At 59.8% G+C, this 18,939-nt stretch carries 13 protein-coding genes; 5 read left to right on the forward strand and 8 right to left on the reverse strand.

Features of this window, described 5'->3' with window-relative positions; all coding sequences use genetic code 11:
- Both HNR46_RS03110 and HNR46_RS03115 read right to left on the reverse strand, forming a co-directional pair.
- A complete protein-coding gene (locus HNR46_RS03110; RefSeq protein WP_184015690.1) occupies window positions 1-4,245 on the reverse strand; it encodes a PVC-type heme-binding CxxCH protein in 4,245 nt (1,414 codons plus the stop codon).
- 88 nt (window positions 4,246-4,333) lie between these two features.
- Window positions 4,334-5,263 carry a helix-turn-helix transcriptional regulator gene (locus tag HNR46_RS03115; protein WP_221284983.1) on the reverse strand — a complete coding sequence of 310 codons (930 nt, stop codon included), beginning with the start codon at window positions 5,261-5,263 and terminating at the stop codon, window positions 4,334-4,336.
- A gap of 45 nt (window positions 5,264-5,308) precedes the next feature.
- On the opposite strand from HNR46_RS03115, the gene HNR46_RS03120 reads away from it, so the two are divergent.
- Window positions 5,309-5,764, forward strand: coding sequence for a cupin domain-containing protein (locus HNR46_RS03120; protein WP_184015694.1), 456 nt, complete (start codon window positions 5,309-5,311; stop codon window positions 5,762-5,764).
- Here HNR46_RS03120 and HNR46_RS03125 read toward each other — a convergent pair.
- Genes HNR46_RS03125 through rdgB form a run of 5 tightly spaced genes read right to left on the reverse strand, consistent with a single transcriptional unit; the run spans window position 5,758 to window position 9,633 of the window.
- Window positions 5,758-6,342, reverse strand: coding sequence for a C40 family peptidase (locus HNR46_RS03125; RefSeq protein WP_184015696.1), 585 nt, complete (start codon window positions 6,340-6,342; stop codon window positions 5,758-5,760). The two genes, HNR46_RS03120 and HNR46_RS03125, sit on opposite strands and share 7 nt — an antisense overlap.
- The gene (locus HNR46_RS03130; RefSeq protein ID WP_184015698.1) at window positions 6,320-6,901 is read right to left on the reverse strand and encodes a P-loop NTPase family protein; all 582 of its coding nucleotides are present in this window, start codon (window positions 6,899-6,901) and stop codon (window positions 6,320-6,322) included. The genes HNR46_RS03125 and HNR46_RS03130 overlap by 23 nt, the downstream gene beginning before the upstream one ends.
- On the reverse strand, window positions 6,898-7,308 hold the full coding sequence (locus HNR46_RS03135) for a hypothetical protein (RefSeq protein ID WP_184015700.1): 411 nt from the start codon (window positions 7,306-7,308) through the stop codon (window positions 6,898-6,900). The genes HNR46_RS03130 and HNR46_RS03135 overlap by 4 nt, the downstream gene beginning before the upstream one ends.
- On the reverse strand, window positions 7,305-8,990 hold the full coding sequence (locus tag HNR46_RS03140) for a DUF3592 domain-containing protein (protein ID WP_184015703.1): 1,686 nt from the start codon (window positions 8,988-8,990) through the stop codon (window positions 7,305-7,307). Before HNR46_RS03140 ends, HNR46_RS03135 begins: the two co-directional genes overlap by 4 nt.
- Before the next feature lie 46 nt (window positions 8,991-9,036).
- On the reverse strand, window positions 9,037-9,633 hold the full coding sequence (gene rdgB / locus HNR46_RS03145; RefSeq protein ID WP_184015705.1) for an RdgB/HAM1 family non-canonical purine NTP pyrophosphatase: 597 nt from the start codon (window positions 9,631-9,633) through the stop codon (window positions 9,037-9,039).
- A gap of 77 nt (window positions 9,634-9,710) precedes the next feature.
- Between rdgB and HNR46_RS03150 the strand changes: the two genes are divergently transcribed.
- A complete protein-coding gene (locus HNR46_RS03150) occupies window positions 9,711-10,169 on the forward strand; it encodes a thioredoxin family protein (RefSeq protein WP_184015707.1) in 459 nt (152 codons plus the stop codon).
- Between the two features lie 67 nt (window positions 10,170-10,236).
- On the opposite strand, the gene HNR46_RS03155 is transcribed toward HNR46_RS03150, so the two are convergent.
- A complete protein-coding gene (locus HNR46_RS03155) occupies window positions 10,237-11,154 on the reverse strand; it encodes a helix-turn-helix transcriptional regulator (protein ID WP_184015709.1) in 918 nt (305 codons plus the stop codon).
- 137 nt (window positions 11,155-11,291) lie between these two features.
- Between HNR46_RS03155 and HNR46_RS03160 the strand changes: the two genes are divergently transcribed.
- The 3 genes from HNR46_RS03160 (at window position 11,292) to HNR46_RS03170 (ending at window position 18,938) form a co-directional block, all read left to right on the forward strand.
- Window positions 11,292-15,527: a LamG-like jellyroll fold domain-containing protein gene (locus HNR46_RS03160; RefSeq protein WP_184015711.1), complete on the forward strand. Its 4,236-nt coding sequence runs from the start codon at window positions 11,292-11,294 to the stop codon at window positions 15,525-15,527.
- A 148-nt stretch (window positions 15,528-15,675) separates the two neighbouring features.
- Window positions 15,676-16,677 (forward strand): CheR family methyltransferase, encoded by a 1,002-nt coding sequence (locus HNR46_RS03165; RefSeq protein WP_184015713.1) that lies wholly within the window; start codon window positions 15,676-15,678, stop codon window positions 16,675-16,677.
- Window positions 16,674-18,938, forward strand: coding sequence for an ATP-binding protein (locus tag HNR46_RS03170; RefSeq protein ID WP_184015715.1), 2,265 nt, complete (start codon window positions 16,674-16,676; stop codon window positions 18,936-18,938). The genes HNR46_RS03165 and HNR46_RS03170 overlap by 4 nt, the downstream gene beginning before the upstream one ends.
- Window position 18,939: the final 1 nt, after the last annotated feature.

An 18,939-nucleotide genomic window follows, 5' to 3' on the forward strand; every position in this document is an offset into this window, starting at 1 on the left:
TCAATGCGTCGTGTTCTCGGAAGCCGCGCCTCCATGATTCGGAGGAGGCGCCATCACTCCATCCTTGGCAGGCGCTTCCAGAGTGATGCCAGCAATCATGGGGGCCGCCGCCGCCCCCGAGCTCGAAATCACCAATCGGCGAATCGATTTCTCTGGAGACTTCAAATCCCTCCACAAATAGCGGATTTGACCTTGCTCCACCTCGTCCACACGCACCGATCCTGGCACGTCCGGCCCAGCGACATGATCAGAGATATCGATCCCATTCACCAAACGAATTTCCTCCTGATCACCATCCTCGTATTCCACCTCAATCGTCACTAGGCGCACCCGCTCTTGAAAGGCTGGATAACCCCACCCCGCTACCGCGCCGAGAAGGTGCAGTCGTCCCGCTTTTCCACCGATAGGAATCTCCACCCGATCCGGCATGCCCTGGCTTAGTGCCTCGAGATTCATGCCTCCTCGCAACACAATCAGATTCTTTCCCGTCGGTGAAAGCGCGGGATCTTCCAATTGGAATGGAATGCCCTCCACCTCGACCAATCCATATCTCTTCAGGGGCACCCGATCTCCCTCGGTGTCCTTCGATGCATACACTCCACGACTCCCATCAGCGGTCGCTACCCTCGCCAGAGAAACCGTCTGGAACCGCTGCTCTCCCGACCTCAAGTAGGTGATCAGGTTCCTCAGGGCCTCCGCACCCAAACCCTCAAAGCCCTCAGGCATGAGCGACCGCCCCGTGTCCTCCCGGCTCGCAATCTCATTCCGCCGCACCTCCACCTCTCCCCCAGCATTTCGGAGAAACAAACTCTCCGCCGTCTCTCGACTGATGAAACCACTGATCACCCGGCCATCCGTCGTCTTCAAATTCCAGGTGTGATAGCTCGGCTCCACCTCCCGGTTCGGATCGACGATGTGCGTCAGGAGGGTTTCCACTCCATGAACACCGATCCCTTCCAGCATCGGCCCCACTTGCACCCCCTCACCCTGAAACACATGACATACCGCACAGGCAGCAAACAACTGGTGGCCGACCTCTCGATCCCCGGGTTGAGACACCTCGGGAAGCAACTTTCGAATCACTTCGTCCTTCGCCACAACCGCACCGCGAAGGCGCTCGACCACTGGCGAAGAAAGGTGCCGAACCTCGACGTCAGGATGCTCCGCCAATCGACTCAACACCTGAGGTCCTACCACCGCTAACGGCAAAGAACCGTCGTCCAGAGCCTTTGTCAGTGCCATCGCCCCCTCCCGACGTGCTAACAGCGACTCTAACAGAACTGCTTTCTCCTGCGCAGGAACCTGGGCCAGCAATTCGATCATCCATCGGGCCGCCTTGGAAGATGCATTCCCAGCCAATGCCGGAAGTACGGCTGCACGCATCTCTTCCGAAATCGCCACTCCCTTCAACACCGGTGCCCTCAAAGCATCGGGCAAATCGGGCAAAGTCACCAACGGAGCCAACACTCGCGGATTGTCACTTCCTCGTGCCAGAACCGACTCGATCGCTCTCTTCAATCCGTGCTCATCACCTTGCATTCTGGCCATCATGGCGATTCCCGCCGCCGCCGTTGCGGCATCCGAACTCTCCGCCAGTGGCTTCAAAGCCTTCAAGACTCGAGGGTCCGATTTCAATTCTTTGCCACGAAGCGATTCCAAAGCGGAAGCCACCCAGTCCCCTTGTGTCGCCGCTGCCAATACCTCCAGCATCTCTGCAAGCCGCTCCGGATCCTCAGCACCTGCATCCAGAACCAAACCAGACCAATCCACCAAGCGTTCAGGCTCGGGGTCCTGCAAAATTCCTACTAGCGTTTCTGCAGGATACTGACGCGCCAACCGCGCAGCCGCGGCCCGTGTCCATCGGTCCGGACTCCGCTTCACTGCCGATACCAAGACCTCCACTGGCACCTTTGCGCTCAATGGAAGATGGGCCAGAATCTGCAAGCGGACTCGCGCACTTTCTTCCTCCGGAAAATGCTCGGAGATCCTTTGGATCATGACGCGTCCCACCCTCTGAGGATACTCACCCATCACCCGCGCAGCACTCACTCGCAGGGCCTCATTTCCCTTTACCATCGCCGTCGCCCATTCCTCCTCACTCAGCACCCCCGCTGCCGCCCGAATCCACAAGGCGTGGATGGCTGCCACGCCACGCGCATCCTTTAGCATCCCCGCAGCCGACGCAGTGTCTCCCTCTTCAAGCAACCTCTGAGCACGATAGCGCACCTCACGATTCGGGTGCGACAAGGCTGCCACCTGGCCGCGCAAAGTCGTCAGATCCGCTTTCGGCAGTGCCTTTGAATCCTTGTGATGGTATCGATGGATTCTCCCGAAATAGTGATCTCGATCCGGCCGCGCCGCCTGATTGTTCCAAAGGTGGATTGGCCCCCGCGGATCATTGTGAAGAATCGCCTGATTGTAAAAATCGATCACATACAACTGCCCATCAGGTCCGATGCGGGAGTCGATCGGTCGACTCCAAAAATCCCTCGTCGCCGCAAACTCCTCCTCGCGGGTCTTCTCCGCCGCGTAGGTCACCCCATCTGGCGTGAGTTGTTCGTGGTGCACGATGTGCACGGTTGGCTCACAGGTGAAATACCCACGGGACCAAGAGTCGGGCCAGGCACCTCCCTCATACACTGCACAACCGCAGGCCGCCGTAAACGATCCGATCACATCGTTCGGCTGGTTCTCCACAATCTCTTCCCACGACATCAGGGGCTTGACCGGGCGCAAGTGGACCATCACTTGGTACGAGGGTTCTCGTCCCAGCCCTCCGGCTGCCATCAAAGCATCGCTCACCGGAACATGCATCACCAGATCGCCCGACGTCGGCTGAGTGTAAAATATCTCACCATCCGAGCTTAGGTCCACACCCCAGCAATTGCCGCTCTTGGCACTGTACATCTCTATTTTCGAGCCATCGGGTCGAAACCGGACCACTCCGGAATTGATCGCCCCAAAATCCTTTGTCCCATCTCCCGAAGTCACCCGCGGTGACCCAGAATATCCATGAGTGGCATACACCCAGCCATCGAGTCCCCAGCGCAAATTATTCAACACCGCATGGCGATCAAAAGTACCAAGCCCATCGTAGAGAACCTCTCGATTGTCAGCCACACCATCCCCATCACGATCCCTCACCCATAGCACCTGCGGGGGTTGCGCCACGATAATGCCATCCCGGTAGAAACAGAAACTCGTCGCCAGATCGAATCCCTCTGCAAACACATGCTTACGATCCATCACACCATCACCGTCTCCGTCCTCCAACCACGACACACGATCCAATGGAGGCCGTTCGGCCGGAGCTGGCCTGGGCAGATCCGAATCCCGTTGCCAGACCGAATACATCCCCTCTGCACCTCCACCCTCCCTTCCCTCGGGATACTCCACACTCTCCACCACCCATAGTCTCCCTTGAGCATCCCAATCCAGGTTCAGGGGCTTCGAAATCAATGGTTCCGAAGCCACCAAATCCAAATCGAATTCCGGATGCACCTCGATCGCCTTCAGTTCTTCCGTCGGGGAAAGCGGTCCCCCCTGAGGATACATCAAATCCTCTGCTTCCACCGGCCCCACCGTCACCGTTTCATCGCCCTCCAAGCGACCCGCCCAATTCAGGGCCCGCTGCAACATGACCTTCACTGCCGGGAGCTCCAAAGTCTTCTCCCGCTTGCCCGGCGTGAAAACGACCACTCTGCCTTTTCCCCACTCCATCGTCCACAGAACCGGAGAGACCCCATACACATACGGTTGTGGTGTCGTTCCCTTCAGATGCTTCGAGTTCGGCGTCCAGGTCGTGGCCAAAACCGTCGCCTGCTGCGGAGGCACGAAGCCGTAAAACATTTCATCTTCACCATCAAAATTCGAAATCCCCGTACTGATCGGGTGGTCGCGTCCCTCCGGCGTGAAGAACCACGGCAAACTTCCCTCCCATCGCTGAATCTCTCCTTTGAGGAAGCCCGAAGCTGGCACCGCCTCATTGACCAGAACCAACCCGCCCCCTTGCTGAACCCAGGCATCGATTTCTCTCCGACGGGCATCACTCCACCCCCCCGCTTGGGAACTCAAGATCACTGAAAGCTCTCCCAACTCCGATGCATTCGGTAATTCGGTGACGTGAGTTTCGGACTCGAAGAGACCCTTCGGGGCCTGCACCCTTACCACCGGAGATCCATCACAGAGTCCAGCTCCAAGCTGAACAACCAGCCATAGAGCCGCCCAAGAGCACGGGGTTCGCATCGAAGTTGATTTCGCCATCACCCCCTTCCTACGACAGCCCACTGGGCTCTCCTAGCACCTGTGCCGAACGAATAACCAGATGTGGATTTCAGATATTTCTCGCATCGAAGGGTCGGCGCATTCGAGAAGGCCTCCACCCCATCCATTTTTGGAACGTGTTGGAAAACGTAAATGGGTTGGCAAACCCCACCTTCCTGGAGATCACCTCCACCTTGTCCTCCGTTGTCGATAGCAACTCCCGAGCTTTTTGCATCCGCAGAAAGGTCACATGCTGCATCGGCGTCCGCCCCAGTTCGCGGTGGCACAACTTGCGCAGATGCTCTTTGCTCAAACACGCTTGATCCGCCAGATCGTCCAAAGTCCACGGATCCCCCAAACGACTCTGCACCTTCTCCCACAATCGCCACAACCGAGAGTCCCCTTGGTGGGGCTGCGCGAAGCGCAAAACATACCCTTGGATCAACTCCAGCCACAGATGCATGGCGGCCGGCACGGAGGCGGCGAGGCATTCGGCGTGAAGACCTCGAATGGCATGCAAGAGGGGATCAGGGTCGAACTCCCCCAGAATAGGCGACCGGTGCGCCACCATCGGATTCGCATCTCGAGCCTCCTGGTAACGGACGCAGCAGGAGATCCACGGGGCCCTCCCCTCCGCACGCAATCCGTGAGTCACAAAGGGTGGCAAAAGACATGCCTGTCCCTCATCGACACGCAACCACTTGCCATCCACCAGCACTCGTCCCCCACCTGCAACGCACGCCAGGAGAAAAGTCCCGGAGAGATCCTGGCGCATCATTTGAAAAGGTGAAATCGCCTCCAACACCTCAACATGGGCAATGTGATGCTGCGCCAACAACCCACAAACCGGCGCACCCGCCAGCCAAGGTCGATGGTCCGAATCATCGGCGCGTACCACATGGGATCGCCTCGCCCCCTCGTCGTCTTCCATGAAACTCCATCCCTTCCAGTTTCCCTCCTCACGGTCAATCCTGTGGATCTGAAATAGGAATTCGCGCATTCCGGTGACTTGTCTGCCCATCCATTGACGTGCCATCCTGCCCCGATGCCCGACTCGATCCCTCCATTCATCACGGCAGAGAACGTCGTTCACGAGGACAATGATTGGACCCACAATGAATGGCTTTGCCGTCCTGACTTCACCCCCTTGAAGCATCTTCTCATGGTGCGTGCTCACCTTCAGGCCGGCCATGGTCACCCCTTTCATCGCCATCCCCATCGCGAAGAAATCATCCACATCGTCTCCGGCCGAGCCGAACAGTGGGTGGGGGAATCCTGCCAAATCCTCGGTCCCGGCGAGATCGCTGTGATCCCTGCCGGAGTCGTCCACGCCACTTACAATCCTTTCCCCGTCCCCCTCGTCTTCCACGCCATCCTCTCCCCCGCGGAGCTACCCCCCAGCGAGGCCCAAGCCCCGGATCCCGAAGACGTATCCGATCAGGAGCCCTGGAATCACCTGCGCCACGGGAGAAAACCCTGTCGGCTTCTCAAGGATCAGTAGCCGGATGGGTGGCGCATCACATGACCCGACGAAGGGCGTGGCATCGGCTTCCAACGCGGCCCCGTACGCCCGCCGCCATAACCAGTGTCCAAACGCAAACCCGCTACCGTCATGAAAACGTGCCCATCGCGCACGTAAATCGTGATCCAATCTCCCGCCCCCTTCTTGCCGTAGGAAAAGAATCCCCGCGAAGGCAACTGTCCCTTCATCAGGCCAGCTTCCCGCAAAACATAGGACACCGAACCGGAGCAATCGTATCCGCTGTCGTCGAACACCGCATGCCCGCCGCCCCACTTGTAGGGCTTGTTTTGCAGGCGATTTCCCGCCTGCAAAGCCCGTTTCACGACCTCGGGAGCACCAGGAGGGGCATAAGCCAGCCCATCCCTGAGCAAGGCCGTTTTGCCTTTTTGAAAATGATAAGAAACTTCATGGCGCGCCTTCACCTGCCGACTGCACGACACCATCGATAAACCTGCCATCGCGACCACCAGAGACCACGTCAACGCTTTCATTGTGGGGTTTTTAACGGACTTGCTTAAGTTTTTCAAAATGTTTTTAAAATTTAACTTCTTCTCCATTCCAGCGGTCGTAGCACTCCAGCCATAGCTCGCGGAGATTTCCGCGATGGGCTTCGAGACGCCCCGCCCAATCCAGGTGAGCTCCAGCAGATTCTGGCAAAAGTCGACGCCAGAGAACTTCCACCAGAACTTCATCCGGCGCCAACCTCAGCAGCTCTGGTATGCCCTGTTTTCGATGCCTTGCGCTCAGCCACCCCCGTGCATCGTGAGCCCACCGAAACAACTCACGTCGCTGGAGAGACGGCAGGTGGTCATCCCCATCGATCAGCAGCACTGCCCCTTCCAACTTCGACAGCAACCCTCTCTCCTCCTTCCCCAGATCTCGGTGTCCTTCGTGAAAGAACAGGCGCACGACCCGATACTTGAGCTCCAAATGTCGCTCAAAACCATCAAGGAAAGTCGTTTTGCCAGCGCCATGGCGGCCCGTCACACAAGCTTGGCGGCCCATGTTTTCCCAGCGGTCTTCCAATTCTTCCCAGGAGGTTCCACAAAGTCTTGGATCAAAGGACAAAAGCTTCTCCACCCGCCGCGTTGCAAAAGGATTTTCACAGGCACTCATCCCTGAGTCCCGAATGGATGAAAAATCGTCTTCAGCTTCTTATGGGCAGGCTTCTCGACCTTGGGCAATTCCACCCTGCAACCCGTCGGTGAAACCACCAAACCGCACTCCGCCACGGCTCGCCCTTTGCCGTCGACCCACTCCAGCGCCCACTCGACTCCCACCAAAGTGCCCGAAAAACTCACCGGTGCGGCAGGAAGGACAAAGGTGAAGTGGGATCCCTGAGTCAGCGGCCACCTCGCCACCACTTCCACATCCGTGGTGCCTCGGCCCACGGTCGACCAAAACAACCGCACTTCACCGTGAATGGGGGATTCCCCCCTGACTGCACCCTTCAAGACTCCGCCGGGCACACCCATCCCATCGCCATCCAACTCAAGGCTCGGCCGGTCATTCGCGGGCTTCATGGTACCACATCGATTTCATATTCATCCAACACGGCTGGCATCCTTGGAGTCTCAACTCCCAAAACTGCGAACCACCTTAGCTTGTTATGGGGAGTCCGCAGACTCGGCATTCCCCCAGCCGGGATCGTCACTGTGAGCCGACCTTCCCGCATTCGGAGAGGCGCTTCCGTCGCAAACAGCTCCTGCTCGAAAAACGTTTCCCGAGCCGTGGTCGTCGAGCTTCCGCGCTGATAAGTCGCCTCTTCCCTCCCCACCAACCAGATTCGCAAGCGACGGGGGGTTCCCACACCTCCCGTCCGCATCCACTGCAGTGCCGTATCTTCCCCGGGCCGCAAGCTCACCTTCTCAAGCTCCACACCATACCGTGGCGAAAACAAAGCCACCCCCTGCACCACCACCGCACCGAGCAAAAAGATTCCGATCCCGACAAAGGGAATCAAAAACAGCATCAGGAACCACTCGGGATTCCCTCCCTTCCATGCCTTCCACGCCACGCCCACAAACACCGAAACCAACCCATTCCAAAACCCCGCCGTCAGCAATGCCACGGTCAGCGATGTCCATCGTCGCCGCAACGAACCGTCTCGAACTTCTCGTCCCAGCCCTTTCCGATTCTCGTTCTCCCTCAGGCGCCTTGATGCATCCCCATCGCTCGGCCCTCCCAGCACCCGCCACCAACATCCCATCGAGGTCAAAAGAATCGCCACGGCCACGGCCGCCATCACACCGTGAAAAACCCAGCCCCGCTCCAGCACCGCCCGGTCCGGGTGACCCGGATCGACCCAACACGAAATCGCCTGACCTGGCGGATGCGCATCCACCTCCGCCTGCTTCGACGCCCGACCACTCGACGAACTGGAGATCAAGCGGCGTCGATTCGAGCGATACTCCTGCCCCTCGTAGGTATAACGATAAAAGATATCCACCGAATAGGTCGTCCCATCATCGGAGTCCTGCTCTCGAACCCTCGACCAGATCACCTCCGCCGGCGTTTTCACCCAAGACCTCGCATTCAGGGCTTCCTGCCACTTCCCGGAAAAAGAAATCACCCACACGATCCCAATGACCGAAGTCGCCCAAGCGACAACCCGGACTCCACGGTCCTTCCGCACCGGACTCTTCCTTCTCACAGCTCCAGCGGTCCGAGCCCTATTCGATCTCATCGCCAGAATCGACGCCACCGTGACCCCCACACCTATCGATACAAAGACGCCGACAAACAACAACATCAGCAGGGCCCGACCCAACTCACCCTCCTCCACGGCCAAAACCGCTTCGTCCGCATCCGAGGGGTTGACCCAACAATTCAAATGACCCGCCTCTTGGCGCTCCTTCGCCAACTCGCGAATTTCCACCAAGTCCGAGTATTTGTCGTCACGGGTGCTCTCGGACGATGACGTCGAAAACAATCTCGTGCCCCGATGCCAACGGCCCTCCACTTGGTAGACAAACTCCACCTCCGCTCGAAACGGAGGATCGTCATCCGGCTCGTCGTGAATCTCAAACCGCTCCAACTGACAGGGCACTTCATCCCAGCCACGCACCTCCATGACCTTTCTCAAGTGCTGCAGAACCAGCACGGCGAAAACCAAGGTGAAAGCGGTCCAACCAAGGCCGAAAACGACACCACAGCCCGCCCCAGCAGAGGTGGCCTTCGTGGTTCGACCGCGCTTCCAGCTCACCCTTTCCCGCTAACAAAAGTTCACGTGCTTGGCCCGAAAAAACCCGTCATTCTCTGTCCGCCAAAAAGGCAACCACCTGCTGCAAGGCCCGCGCCCGATGGCTGAGCTGGTTTTTCACCTCCGGCCCCAGCTCCGCAAAGCTTCGATCATATCCCTCCGGAGCGAAAAACGGATCATAACCGAACCCCCCTTCGCCACTCATTTGCTTCAAAATGCGCCCTTCCACAGCACCCGAGAAATCCGCCAACACCTGACCCTTCTCCGCCAGAACCATCACACATCGAAAGCGCGCCTGCCGCTGCTCTACCGAGGCCATTTCATCGCTCAACCGAGCATTGTTTTTGGCATGATTCCCTTCCTCCCCGCCAAAAGAACTCGACCAAACTCCCGGCCTCCCCCCCAGAGCATCGACCTCAAGCCCAGAATCGTCCGACAGCACCATTCCCTCGACCCCAAGACTGACTGCCACCGCCTTCAAGGTCGCATTCTCCAGGAAAGTCGTCCCGGTCTCCTCCACCTCCGGCAAACCCGGGAAATCGTTCGCATTGAGGACCGTGTAGCGGTCCCCCACCATCTGCCGAATCTCTTCTGTCTTGTGCGCATTTCGCGTCGCGACCACCAATCTGGGTTTGTCTGCCGTCATGCGAGAACCCCACCGATCTCCGGCTTCCCCGACAAGAAATTTGAAATAATCCTGAATTGGACGACGCCTATGGCAGCATGAAAGCCGTTACCTATCTCGCCTCCTTCGCCCTTGCTGGCACCACCATGGTTAGTACGGCCCTGGCCGCGACCCCCAAAGGATGGACCACCGACCTTGAGCAAGCCTTCAAAGATGCCAAGGCGAAGAACAAAGCCGTGCTCGTCGAATTCACCGGCTCGGATTGGTGCCCTCCCTGCAAGATGATGCACAAGAACGTGTTCTCAAAAGAAGACTTCGTCACCAAGGCAGCGGAAGATTTCATTCTCGTCGAACTCGATTTCCCCCGCGGGGACGAAGCCGTGACCGAGAAAAACAAGCCCTACGCCGAGAAATACGAAATCGAAGGGTTTCCGACCGTCATCCTCTTCGACAAGAGCGGAAAGGAAATGAACCGGTTTTTCGCTTCCGAGTTCCCCTCGGTCGACAAGTTCCTCGCTCATCTCGACCAAGTCACCGAGCGTGCCCAGCTCGACTGAATTCTCCCCTCCATCTCTCCCCATGGCCCCATCTCCCGACTCGGGACATGGGGCCATTTGTTGACCGCTACGACGTCGCCTCTCTTGGGGATTCACCCTCTGGCTCCAACGCGTTCGCGACATCACCACGGCGCAGGTCCCGAGGGGTCACTCCATGATGCTTCCGGAAAGCATCGGTGAAAGCCCAAGGATCTGAATAGCCCGCTTCATGGGCCAAATCCTCGATCGATCGTCGGCTTTCCAACAATCCCCGCTTCGCGCGAGTCAGCCGCAATCGAGTCAAATGCCGCCGCGGACTGGTCGCGAACTCCCGCTGGCACAATCGCCGAAATTGCTCCGACGAACAGGCGGCCAGTCGCGACATCGACGATAACTCCCAGTGGCCGTCCAGTTCGGTTTCGATCAGCTCCCAAGCCGAATAAAACCGCGCCATCTCCGGCAGTGGAGAGATAAATCGGCCCACCATCCGCTCGATCATCCCCAACGACTGCCGAACCAGCCAGCTGTCATGGCTGCCACCGCATTCCGCGAGAAGGCACTCCACCGCATGGAACAGCGGCCGCACTTCAAACTCCCTGCGCCCCGTTCGGCTGGCCTCCGGCACGCGCGATCCCTTCCCAAAGCAAAGCCATACCAACGACCACGGTGCCTCACCCACCACCGCGTGATAAGCCGCCGCCTTGCCTGCGGGCAACAACGTTGCCGTTCCTGGCGGTAGCTCCATCCAATGCCCCCCGGTTTTCACCCGGCCCAGACCTCCCGCACATGCCAAAAATATCGGCTGGGGAATGCGCTTCCGCTCAAAACGATACGGCGCCACCGCCCGCACAATCCCAAGGTGGCGAAAGCCAAACTCCTCCAAGTGAGGAGTCGACCCCAAATCCCGAAACCATGGCATCGAGCGCTCATTCCCATCCGTCGCACAGAGCCCGTGATGCTCCGTGCGCTCACCGATGATCGTGATGCCCGCGGGAGAAATGTTCATGGTTCCCAGCGGCAAGCACTGGCCGCACCAGAAACGCGAACCCATGTGGATTTCACCGGGATATTCGTGCTTTCCACCCGTGCCCAAAATAACCGAATCGGGGGACTTGGCGCAGGCCCTTCTTTATGGGGCGCCCGATGAACCCCAAGCGTCCTCAACCTTTTATCCGATTCGCCAGCAGCGGCTGCCGATCCGGCACAACTCTCTTCACGAGAGTGCTCACCGCTTGTGCCGCCGCCAGTCTGGCACCGGCGCAGACCACCTCCATCGAAAGTGATGTGGTCACCCGCTCCGCTCTCACCAGTGAATCGGTGACCCTTTCAGGAAATGCCGAACTCCGGCTTACGGACGCGACCCTTCCCCTCGTTTCCTCGACCGTCGATCTCGTCTCCGAAAACGCTTGGCTCGTCCTCACCCTCGTGGACCCCAGCGACGCCATTGACGGCTTTCTCGACCAAGTGCGCGTCCACGGAGAGCCCGCCGTGCTCGATGAAAACGTCCGCGTCATGCAACACGCTTCGGGAACGGCCATCGTCGCCCAAGGTCCGGAATTTCTCCCGCTTCAGGTATTCACCGGACCTGCATTCACCGGCGATTCTTCCTTCCCCACCCAGCTCACTTATCACCGAGCTTCTGGACTGGGCACGTTTCACGACGCGATCAGTTCCTTCAAACTGAAGCGTGGCTACATGGCCACCTTCGCTGAAAACGAGGACGGCACCGGCATCAGCAAAGTCTTCATCGCTCAGGACGGCGACCTTGAGGTCAACGTCATGCCTCCGGGCCTTGATGACACCGTCTCTTTCGTTCGCATCTTTCCTTGGGCCGCGGTTGGCAAAAAAGGCTGGTCGGGTGGTGTGCCCATGCAACGGGATCTTCCCTTGTCAGAAACACCCGACCAGCCAGGCCCCGTCGTAGACAGCGATTGGCTCAACCTCGATTGGAACTACGACTGGAACAACGCCACCGTCTCGACCCGTTCCACCGAATACATCCCCATGCGGCACAACGCCGGCTGGAACTCGTGGACGAACATCAATAACAAGATCGGCTCCACCCAAGTCCTCGGCTTCAACGAACCCGATCGCCCAGATCAGGCGAACATGACCGTCGATGCGGCCATCGCCCTTTGGCCCAACCTACTTACTTCCGGGCTGCGGATTGGGTCACCTGCCCCCGCCAGCGCCAACTGGACCTCAAATGCCGACTGGTTGGGCCAGTTCATCGAGAAAGCCGATGCACTCAACTACCGCGTCGACTTTGTCGCCCTCCACTTCTACCAGGCGAACTACTCTGCCCAAAACCTCTACGACTATCTCCGCGCCATCCACGTCCGCACCCGCCGACCGATTTGGATCACGGAAATGAACAACGGGGCAAACTGGACCGACGATGCCCAGCCCAACCTCACCCAAGCCGAGAACTCGACCATTCTTCAGGCTTTCGTCCAGATCATGGACTCCGCCCCATTCGTTGAGCGCTACGCCATCTACAACTGGGTCGGCGACAACCGCTCCATGGTGCTCTACGATGCCAACCTCGGCATCGATGTGCTCACTCCGGCAGGCGAGATGTACAAGGCCCACCATGCTCCCGCGGCCTTCGTCGCCGAGGCCCCACCGGTCAACGACACCCGCTTCGAGGCCAACTACCACTTCGACGGAGACCTCACCGACGCCTCTGGCAGCGCCAGCCCAGCCAGCTCGGCAGGCACCCCGCAATTTGTCGATGGTGTGATCGGTCAGGGCCTGCACTTCGACGGCACGGATGACCATGTTCAGCTACCCTCGAAAATCGCGGGCGGCATCGATTTCACCTTCGCCTCCTGGGTGAAGTGGGATGGTGGAGCCACCTTCCAGCGAATCTTCGATTTCGGCTGCGATACCAACGAATACATGTTCCTGACGCCAAACTCCGGCGGCAACACTCTGCGTTTCTCAATCACCGAAGGCAGCTACCAGAATCAGCTCATGCTGCAGACAGACCCGCTTGTCGCAGGCCAGTGGACCCACGTCGCCGTCACCCTCAAGGGCAACACCGGCAAACTCTTCGTCAATGGAGTGAAGAAAGCCGAGAGCACCACCATGACCATCAATCCGGTCAACCTTGCCGCTTGGTCCAACTACCTCGGAAAAAGTCATTTCGCGGCCGACCCTCACTTCGCAGGAACCCTTGATGAAGTCGTCATCTCCGATGTGGCCTTCTCGGACGAAACCATCGCCACCATGGCATCCAACACGCCGCCGGAGTTTGCCCAAACGGTGATCGAAGCCCCCACCACCGTCGCCGGGCGCTACTTCCGCTGGTCCGTCGCCGATCAAGCCCTCGATTCCCAGTCCCTTCCCTCAGAGTTGCGATTCGCGAAAGCCGGGGGACCTGCATGGATTGGAGTGCTCCCCGATGGAACCCTCTACGGCACGCCGGAATCTGCCGGAACCTGGGAGGTCGCCGTCACCGTCACGGATCCCTCCGGCTCCGCAAACGTCGCCTCCGTGGTCATCACCGCCGACGGCGGCTCAAGCCTGCCCGAGTCAGAAGACGTGGCCGCTCTCTATCACTTCGACGGCCATCCCCGGAGCTCTGTGGGCCTTCTCCATGGCCAGGCTTCCGGTGGACCCACTTACGTCGAAGGCCACATCGGCCAAGCCATCGCCCTCGATGGAACCAACGACTATGTCCAACTCCCCGCCGAAGTGACTTCGGGGCCTGGCTTCACCTTTGGAGCTTGGGTCCGCTGGGACGGTGGCTCCAGCTGGCAACGCATCTTTGACTTCGGTGCTGGCAGCTCCAGCTACGCCTTCCTCACTCCCTATTCGGGCAGCGCAACATGCCGATTTGCCATGCTGGCCCCGGGAGCGTCTGGTGAAGTTCGCCTGGAGTCCTCCACCCCCTTGCGCACAGGAGTCTGGACCTACGTGACCGTCACCATGGATGGCACCACCGCCAAGCTCTACCTTGATGGCGTGGAGGCCGACAGCACGGATCTGCCCCTCACCCCAGCCGACCTTGCTGCCACCTCGAACTACTTGGGCAAGAGCCAATTCTCTTCCGACCCCTACTTCAACGGACTCATCGATGAAGTTCACCTCTTTCATCGGGCACTGACCGGTCCGGAGATCGCCGAAATCATGGCTGGCGACACCTCCGGACCGGCGTTCGCCGTTTCTCCACTCGATCTCGGCTCCGCCACGGCGGGAACCCGCTTCAGCGCCTCCATCGCCGATCAAATCACCGGCGCCAGCGGCAGCCTCGTTTTCCAGAAAACCTCGGGTGCACCGTGGTTGGAAGTCACCGCCGACGGCCGCATCCTCGGCACCCCTGCCGCCATCGATGCCGGCCCGAATCGCTTCGGCGTTCGCGTCGTCGATGCCACCGGTCGTATCGACGAAGCGGAACTGGACATCCATGTCACCGGCTCTGGATCCGGTGCCATGGCCGCCTACGCCTTCGAAGGCAATGCTGACGACTACCTCGGCGGAGCCAATGGCCTCCTGAGCGGCACCACCGATTTCGTGGACGGCATGCGCGGCCAAGCCCTCGCCTTTGATGGTTCCACCACTGCTGTGACTCTCCCCGCGGGAGTGGCCAGCTCGGATGACATCACCATCGCCACCTGGATGCGCTGGGATGGCGGCGCCATTTGGCAACGGCTCTTCGACTTCGGAAATAGCACCGATCAGTACTTCTTCATCACCCCGAAGAGCGGGGGCGGCACCCTCCGGTTTGCCATCAAAGCCTCCGCAGCGGCGGCCGAAGAACGCCTCGAAGTCCCTACTCCCGCACCGGGAACCTGGATTCATGTCGCCCTCACTCTGGAAGGAGACCTCGGTCGCCTCTACATCGATGGTCGAGAAAAAGTCTCCGGCGCCATCCTCACGGATCCTTCCGACCTCAACCCGGCCTTGCTGTACCTCGGTGATAGCTTGTTCGAAGCCGATCCATCGTTCGCAGGGGCGCTCGATGAATTTCAGATCTTCGACCATGCCCTGACTGCCAACGAAATCGCCGACCTCGTCGGCAGCGGAGTTCGCAGTGCACCAGAAACCTTTGCCGAATGGTCAGAGCGCATGCTCCCCACCGGCGCCCGCCCCGGGGCGGACAGCGACGGCGATGGCGCATCGAACCTCGCTGAATTCCGGCTCGGCCTCGATCCCACCGATCGCAATTCCGCATTCCGCGTCCACGTCCGCAACGGCCAACTCGAGTGGCCGTCCGCCATGGACCTCCGCTTCTTCGTCGAACGCAACGCCAGCCTTTCCGCTGGCGGCTGGGAAACCATCGACGAGGTCGAAGGCAGCGACACCTCGAACTCCTGGCCGATGCCCGACCCGGAAGACGACGCCGCCTTCTTCCGCATCCGATTTGCCGAGTAGGCAAAGGGGGAAATGGCCGCCGGTCGGAAGCTGGAGCCGGCCGGCGGCCAAACACCATTCCCCCTCCTCCCAGCACTCCGGGCAGATGCATTTTGCCCGAAACCACAGATTGTTTGGACAGTAAGGCCACCGTGAATTATTCGGACCCGTGCCCCCTGCCCGCGAAACCGCGCCCCAACTCCCGGCCGATCGGTTTCCCCTACCCGGCCCGCCGGAAGACCATGCCGCGACGCCGTCATTGACGGATCCTCGATTCGCCCACGTTTGCTTTCACGGAGCAGCCGAAACCTCTCCAACGATCGTTGTCGATCCATTCACACCGTCGGTTCCCTACGGCACCCCTCTCAAGGACCTCGTCGAGTCGGAACCCCATCCGCCCGAAGATCTCGGATTCGTCCGCCGCCTGCTCCGTCAGGCCGGCCTGCGCGCGGAGGGTTACCGGGCAACTCCCTTGGTCCGCCGCATTCCCGCCTGCTTGCGCGCCCTGCGCGTGACCACCAAGGAAGCGGCCGAACGACTCGTTGCTGACGATCCCGCCAAGCTCCAGATCGCCGTCAACGCCCTGCTCATCGGCACCACCAGCTTCTTTCGTGATGCCGCCACCTTCGGCCTCCTTGAGGAAGCCATCGTCCCTCTGCTCGTCGAACACTCGCCCCTCCCACGGGTCTGGAGTGTCGCCTGCTCAGATGGTTCCGAATTGGTCTCCATTGCCCTTCTCTTCGCCCGCTACGGTGCCGCCGGTCGGTGCCGTTTCCTCGGTACCGATTGCCGTCCCTCGGCCATCGCTTCCGCCAAAAAAGGCCACTACTCGCAGGAAGCCATCGCCTCCATGCCCGCCGACCTCGGCGAACGCTACTTCGAAAATGTCGGCAAGGCCCGCCGCCTCATCCCTGCCATCTCCTCCCGCATCATTTGGAAAGTCTCTGACATCCTCTCCGATACGGAGCCCGGCTTGTGGGACCTCATTCTCTGCCGTAATCTCGCCATCTATCTCGGGCCTGCGGTGACCCAGCAATTATGGCTCAAACTCGCCGACGCTCTCACTCCCGGCGGCCATCTGGTCGTCGGAAAAGCCGAAAATCCGCAACTTCCCGGCTTGGAACGCGTCGGCCCCTGTGTTTTTAGGAAAAGCTCCACGTTCCGCCCATGACCACACCCGCTGCTGTGCGTGCCGCTCAACCGGTCCGATACTACATCTCCCTTGCTCTCTGCATCGGAGTCACCGCCCTCATCATCTGGATGCGGCTGGCGCTCTTTCACGACCGGGTTTTCCCGCTCTCCGCCGCGCTGCCGCTGCTGCTGTGCCTGTGGAATCGCGACCTCCGGGTGCTCTACACCATGGCGATCGTGCTCACCGGCGTCACTTTCCTCAAATACTTCGGCGTCATTCCCGAGCGCGTTTACTCCGCAGGATACGAACGCACCATCATCAGCAGTCAGCTCATCAACATTTGGGTCGTTGCCGGCACCATCCACGCCCTCATCCGCACCCGCCGGAAAATCATCGCCCAAAACCAACAACTCGGGGAACTCAATGGAGAACTCGAGGCCAGCAACGATGAACTCGCGGCCAGCAACGAAGAACTCTCCGCCCGCGAAGAAGAAATCAGCCGCCAAAACGAGGAACTCCAGTGCCAGACCGAGGAACTCGAACAACAGGCCGAAGAACTCCGCCAACAAACCGAGGAAATGGAGGTCCAAAGTCGCGAGCTCAAGACCGCCCACGACGAACTCCTCCGCCGTGAACGCGGCATGAAGACCCTTCTCGAATCTGGCCGTTGGCTCCGCGCCGACCTCAGCGAAGCCATGGTCATGAACGGCATCTGCGACGCCGCCATCCAAATCCTCGGCGAAAGCGTTCATGCCGCCTGCGTCGTCGACGACAAAGATGGCCGCCTCCATCTCGCCGGCGATGCCGGATTCGGCCTCCACGGCGCGGTCACCCCCGACATCCCTTTCCCCGATACCTTCGCAGCCCTCATCTTCGAAAGCAGCCGCACCGCCTTCATCGAAGACGTCCATACTCGGCCCGACCTTCGCCTGCCCCAACCCGGAGCAGGCCGTCCGTTCCGGTCCATCCTCGCCTCCCCCATCTGGCAGGGTGGCCGCCCCATTGCCGCGCTCGAAGTCTTCAGCCCGGAACCTCGCAAGTGGAGCGAAGAGGAATTCCGAATCATGGAATGGCTCGCCGCCCAGGCCGCCCTCGCCCTCCAATCAATTCGCTTCCAGAACCAACTGGACGAAAAACGCCTCGCCGCTGAAGAAGCATCCCTCCAAAAAACTCGCTTCCTCGCTGCCGTCTCTCACGACGTCCGCACTCCCGCCAACGCGATCTCCCTCCTCGCCGAGCTCATCGAACGCTGCTCCAAAGACCCCGATCGCGCTCACCAGATTCCCGGCTTGGCCCAGAACCTCTGGAAAAATGCCCGCTCCATGATCGATCTCGTCAGCGATGTCCTCGATCTCACCCGCTTCGACGTCGGCCGCATCGACCTCGAACTCGATGACTTCTCACTCAACGAACTCGTCGAGTCCCAATACCGTCAGGCCCTTCCTCTCGCCGAAAAAAAGGAACTCAAGTTCACCGCCGATTTCCCCTGCGACGAAATCCTCGTCCGGTCCGATCGCACCAAACTCTCCCGCGTCCTCGGCAACCTCATCAGCAACGCCATCAAGTTCACCGAACGGGGGGAAGTCCGCCTTCACGGCGAACGCCAAAAGAATGGCTCGATCGTCCTCAGCGTCATCGACACCGGCATCGGCATCCCCGGTGATCAGATCGACAGCATCTTCGACGAATTTCACCAGCTCCAGAACCCCGAACGCAATCGCGACAAGGGCGCAGGGCTCGGCCTCGCCATCTGTCGCCGCCTCGTCGAGAACCTCGGCTTCACGCTCAAAGTCGAAAGCCTCGTCGGCGTCGGCTCCAACTTCTCTATCACCCTCCCCGCCAGCTCCCTCACGCTCTCCCATCCCTCCGGAAGAATCGTCAGCCCCGAGCCCGATCGCGATGCTCCCTCCCCTCTGAATGGAGTTCGAATTCTCCTGGTCGAAGACCACGACACCGCCCGCCAAGTCACCTCCGAACTTCTGGCCACCGAAGGAGCCTTCGTCCACCAAGCAGCCAATGGCCGGGAAGCCCTCGAAAAACTCGTAGAGACCGATCCGGAAATCCTCCTCCTCGATCTCAACCTGCCTGACTTTGACGGCACCGAAATCCTTAAGAGCCTTCAGGTCAAACGCTCCGACACCCTGCAATCGATCTTCGTCGTCTCAGGGGACGTCCGCCCCGAACGCATCGAGGAAGTTAAGCTCCTCGGAGCCGACGAACTCATCGCCAAGCCCGTCACTGTCGAAAAACTCCGGGCCGCCCTCTCCGAACAACGGCCTGACTACTCCGCCTTGAACTGAC

The sequence above is a fragment of the Haloferula luteola genome (assembly GCF_014201715.1).
In the GTDB taxonomy this organism is placed as follows: Bacteria; Verrucomicrobiota; Verrucomicrobiia; order Verrucomicrobiales; family Akkermansiaceae; genus Haloferula; species Haloferula luteola.

Excerpts from the sequence above, each read along its gene's own strand:
- rdgB (WP_184015705.1), bottom strand. The coding sequence starts at position 9,633 with ATGACGGCAGACAAACCCAGATTGGTGGTCGCGACGCGAAATGCGCAC.
- HNR46_RS03150 (WP_184015707.1), top strand. The coding sequence starts at position 9,711 with ATGAAAGCCGTTACCTATCTCGCCTCCTTCGCCCTTGCTGGCACCACC.
- HNR46_RS03125 (WP_184015696.1), bottom strand. The coding sequence starts at position 6,342 with ATGGAGAAGAAGTTAAATTTTAAAAACATTTTGAAAAACTTAAGCAAG.
- HNR46_RS03135 (WP_184015700.1), bottom strand. The coding sequence starts at position 7,308 with ATGAAGCCCGCGAATGACCGGCCGAGCCTTGAGTTGGATGGCGATGGG.
- HNR46_RS03115 (WP_221284983.1), bottom strand. The coding sequence starts at position 5,263 with ATGCGCGAATTCCTATTTCAGATCCACAGGATTGACCGTGAGGAGGGA.
- HNR46_RS03120 (WP_184015694.1), top strand. The coding sequence starts at position 5,309 with ATGCCCGACTCGATCCCTCCATTCATCACGGCAGAGAACGTCGTTCAC.
- HNR46_RS03170 (WP_184015715.1), top strand. The coding sequence starts at position 16,674 with ATGACCACACCCGCTGCTGTGCGTGCCGCTCAACCGGTCCGATACTAC.
- HNR46_RS03110 (WP_184015690.1), bottom strand. The coding sequence starts at position 4,245 with ATGCGAACCCCGTGCTCTTGGGCGGCTCTATGGCTGGTTGTTCAGCTT.
- HNR46_RS03130 (WP_184015698.1), bottom strand. The coding sequence starts at position 6,901 with ATGAGTGCCTGTGAAAATCCTTTTGCAACGCGGCGGGTGGAGAAGCTT.
- HNR46_RS03160 (WP_184015711.1), top strand. The coding sequence starts at position 11,292 with ATGAACCCCAAGCGTCCTCAACCTTTTATCCGATTCGCCAGCAGCGGC.
- HNR46_RS03155 (WP_184015709.1), bottom strand. The coding sequence starts at position 11,154 with ATGAACATTTCTCCCGCGGGCATCACGATCATCGGTGAGCGCACGGAG.